This window comes from Actinomadura soli (assembly GCF_005889715.1).
Classification (GTDB): Bacteria; Actinomycetota; Actinomycetes; order Streptosporangiales; family Streptosporangiaceae; genus Spirillospora; species Spirillospora soli.
Genome location: NZ_VCKW01000456.1, coordinates 1 through 3,614, shown reverse-complemented (window position 1 = coordinate 3,614; position 3,614 = coordinate 1). Strand labels below are relative to the sequence as shown.

At 72.6% G+C, this 3,614-nt stretch carries 3 protein-coding genes; all 3 read left to right on the top strand.

The window, feature by feature from the left end; translation table 11 throughout:
* Positions 1 to 340: helix-turn-helix domain-containing protein (locus tag ETD83_RS40500; RefSeq protein ID WP_138650552.1), on the top strand; the 340-nt coding region annotated here is incomplete at its 5' end.
* A 92-nt stretch (positions 341 to 432) separates the two neighbouring features.
* Positions 433 to 2,424, top strand: a complete 1,992-nt coding sequence (gene ligA, locus ETD83_RS40495) for an NAD-dependent DNA ligase LigA (RefSeq protein ID WP_138650551.1) — start codon at positions 433 to 435, stop codon at positions 2,422 to 2,424.
* A gap of 199 nt (positions 2,425 to 2,623) precedes the next feature.
* Positions 2,624 to 3,598: a LysR family transcriptional regulator gene (locus tag ETD83_RS40490; RefSeq protein WP_138650550.1), complete on the top strand. Its 975-nt coding sequence runs from the start codon at positions 2,624 to 2,626 to the stop codon at positions 3,596 to 3,598.
* The last annotated feature ends 16 nt before the right edge of the window (positions 3,599 to 3,614 follow it).

Sequence of the window (3,614 nt, the reverse complement as noted above, 5' to 3'; positions counted from 1 at the left end):
CCCCACCACCGGCCCCATGCCCGACTCCCTCGCGCCCCTGCTCGAATGGCTCCTCTCGCGCCTGGACGACCACCACATCACCGTCGAGGACATGGCCGGCTACTCGGGCGTCTCCCCCCGGACCCTCACCCGCCAGTTCACCAGCCGCCTCGGCCTCCCGCCCGCGCGCTGGCTGCTGGAGCGCCGCCTCGCCGCCACCCGCGCCCTGCTGGAGGAGACCGACCTGCCCGTCGAGACCATCGCCACCCGCGTCGGCCTGTCCTCGGCGGTCAACCTCCGCCGCCGCTTCCACACCGCCCTGCACACCACCCCGGCCGCCTACCGCCGCTCCTTCCGCTGAGATCCGCGGGCCGATGCCGTCGGCGCAAGGCGCGGCCACGCCCCGATGGGCGGGCGATGACCGCTGTCGGTGCCATCGCGTTTAATCGAAGGGTGGACGTTGGAGAACGCATCGCGGAGCTGGCCGCCGAGGTCAAGCGGCTGAACGACCTGTACTACGGCGCCGGCGACAGCCCCGTGCCGGACGCCGACTACGACGCGCTGAAGGACGAGCTGGCGGCGCTCGTCGCCGAGCGCCCGGAGCTGGAGCCGTCCGACAGCCCGCTCGGCAAGGTCAACGCGCCGGCGGAGCTGACCGGCCCGACCGTCCGGCACGCGCGCCCGATGCTGTCGCTGGCGAAGGCGACCGGCGAGGAGCAGATCCGCACGTTCTGCGAGCGGTTCGGCGGCCGGGTCTTCCGCGTGTCGGAGAAGCTCGACGGGCTCTCGCTCAGCGTCGTCTACACCGGCGGGAAGCTCGACTACGTCGCCACGCGCGGGACCGGCGCGGTCGGCGAGCTGGTCACCGAGAAGGTGCGGCACGTGATCCCGGGCCTGCCGGCCGAGATCGAGCTGCCCGGGCGCATCGAGGTCCGCGGCGAGGCGGTGATGCTCCGGTCGGTGTGGGCCGCCTACAACGAGGCCCACCCGGAGCGCACGCTGACCAACCCGCGGTCGGGCGCCGCCGGGACGCTGGTGCTGAAAGACCCCGAGGCCGCCGCGCAGGCCAAGCGGCTGCTGCGGTTCTTCGCGTTCGGCACCGACCGCGACGGCGTCGCGGTGGACGACCCCGCGGGCTTCGAGCCGGTCGCCCAGTACGTGTGCACCACGGTCGACGAGGTGATGGACGCGATCCACGAGATCGGCGGCCGCCGCGACGGGCTCGACTACGAGATCGACGGCGCGGTCGTGCGGCTGCACGAGCCCGCGGCGTTCGACGCGGCGGGCTTCAACAGCGCCGAGCCGCGCGGGGCGATCGCGTTCAAGTACCCGCCGGAGGAAAAGCTGACGACGCTGCTGTCGGTCGAGTGGCCGGTCGGCAAGATCGGACGCGTCCCGCCGCGGGCGAAGGTCGCGCCGGTGTTCGTCGGCGGCGTGACGGTGGAGAACATCACCCTGCACAACCCGCGCCTGATCCGCGAGCGCGACCTGCGGATCGGCGACACGGTGGCGGTCGTGCGGCGCGGCGACGTGATCCCGTTCGCGGGCCGCTCGCTGCCGGAGCGGCGCGACGGCGGCGAGGTCGAGATCGTCCCGCCGGAGCACTGCCCGTCGTGCGGGTCCGAGCTGGAGGTCCGCGGCACCGGCGAGGAGCGCTGGTGCGTGAACCTGCAGTGCCCGGCGCAGGCGACGCGGCGGCTGATGCACTGGGCCTCGCGCCCGGCGGCCGACATGGAGGGCGTCGGCGACACGTGGATCGAGAAGCTCGCCGAGGACGGCGTCCTGCGGCGCCGCAGCGACTTCTACGACCTGACCGCCGAGCAGCTGCTCGGCTACGAGCGGATGGGCGAGGTCAGCGCCAGGAACATGGTCGACTCGATCGCGGCCTCCACGGGGATGGGGCTGCGGCGCGCGCTGATCGGGCTGGCGATCCCGATGGCGTCCGAGGGCACGGCCAAGCGGCTCTGCCTGGCCGGCTACGAGCGCATCGAGGACATCGCGGCGGCGACGGCCGACGACCTCGTGGCGATCCGCGACATCGGCCCGAAGGTCGCCGAGAGCATCGTGGCCTTCTTCGCCCGCACGGAGGTCCGGGAGGAGATCGCGGCGCTGCGCGAGCGCGGCGTGAACCTCGACGTCCTGGACGAGGACCGCCCGGTCGACGCGCTGGCCGCGGGCGACTCGCCGCTCAAGGGCAAGGCCGTCGTGATCACCGGCGCGTTCACCGACCCCCGCTCGGGCGCGAAGATCAGCCGTCCGGACGTCACGCGCCTGGTCGAGCAGGCCGCCGCGACCACCGCGTCCTCGGTCTCGGCCACGACCGACTACCTGCTCGCCGGCGACAACGTCGGCGCCGCCAAGACCGGCAAGGCCGAGAAACTCGGCGTCACGGTCGTCGACCAGGGCCGCCTCTGGCGCTGGCTGGCCGAAGCCGGCGTCATCTAGCCTCATCGCCGCCCTTCGCTACGAGGCGGGCACCCGGCGTTAAGAGCGGACGGGACGGATTGGCGTCGTTAGCGCCGGAACCGCACGCGAAATGAGGGGACGTCAACAGAGGACGTCAGGCATTCAGTCTTTATAGAATGAAAATTGAAATTTACGTCATGCTTGCGGGGTCCACTCGATTCGGCATAGCTTCCCGGCTATGCAAGTGGAACTGCGCCATTTGCGGGTGCTCTGCCAGGTCGCGGAGATGGGCAGCATCACGCGCGCCGCGGCGAGTCTGGGCGTGTCCCAGCCGACGCTCAGCAACCAGCTCCGCCGTATTGAGAAGGCGTTCGGCGGTCCGTTGTTCGTCCGCGGCCCGCAGGGCATCAGCCCCACGGCGCTGGGACGGCACGTCCTGGCCCGCGCGCGGGGCGTGCTGGCCGACATGGACGACCTGCTCGCCACCGTGCCGGGCGACGGGTCCCGTCCCGGCATCCGGCTCGGCACACACCCGCACATCCTGCTGGGCGAGTGGCTGCGCAGGCTCGAGACCGAGCTGCCCCACCGCACCGTCAGCACCAACCTGGACTACTCCGGCGCCGTCCTGACCCGCCGCCTCGCCAACGACCAGGTCGACGTCGTCCTCATGGGACGCGTCGCCGACCACCACGCGCCGCAGTGCCCGCCCGGGATCACCGAGCGGGTCATCATCATCGAGCCGTGCGGCATCGCGATCGCGTCCAGCCATCCGCTCGCGTCGCGGGGCCGGGTCAGCCTGGCCGATCTCGCCGGGGAGACGTGGATCCCGCCGCAGGGCGGCGACGACGGCGGCACCGCCCTGCTCCGCGCCGCCTGCGAGGCGGCCGGGTTCACGCCGCGGTTCCGGTACGCCGGCGCGGACGTCAACGTCATGGTCGGGTTCGTCGCGGCCGGGTTCGCCATCGCACTCGCCTCGCCGACCTGGCTGACCCCCGAGGGGATCACCGTCGTCGCGCTCTCCGACCACGTCACCGACGCGTACCGCGTCCTGCGCTGGCGCACCGCCGGGGTGCCGGCCGGTGAGATCGACATCCTGCACCGGACGTTCCACGATCTGTACCGGCCGATCGTCCAGCGCAACATCACCGCGCTGCGCTGGCTCGCCGACAACCCCGACGCGCGCCCCCAGATCATCGACGTCCCCGCCGCCTGACGGCGCGGCCCGACCG

Excerpts from the sequence above, each read along its gene's own strand:
- ETD83_RS40490 (WP_138650550.1), top strand. The coding sequence starts at position 2,624 with ATGCAAGTGGAACTGCGCCATTTGCGGGTGCTCTGCCAGGTCGCGGAG.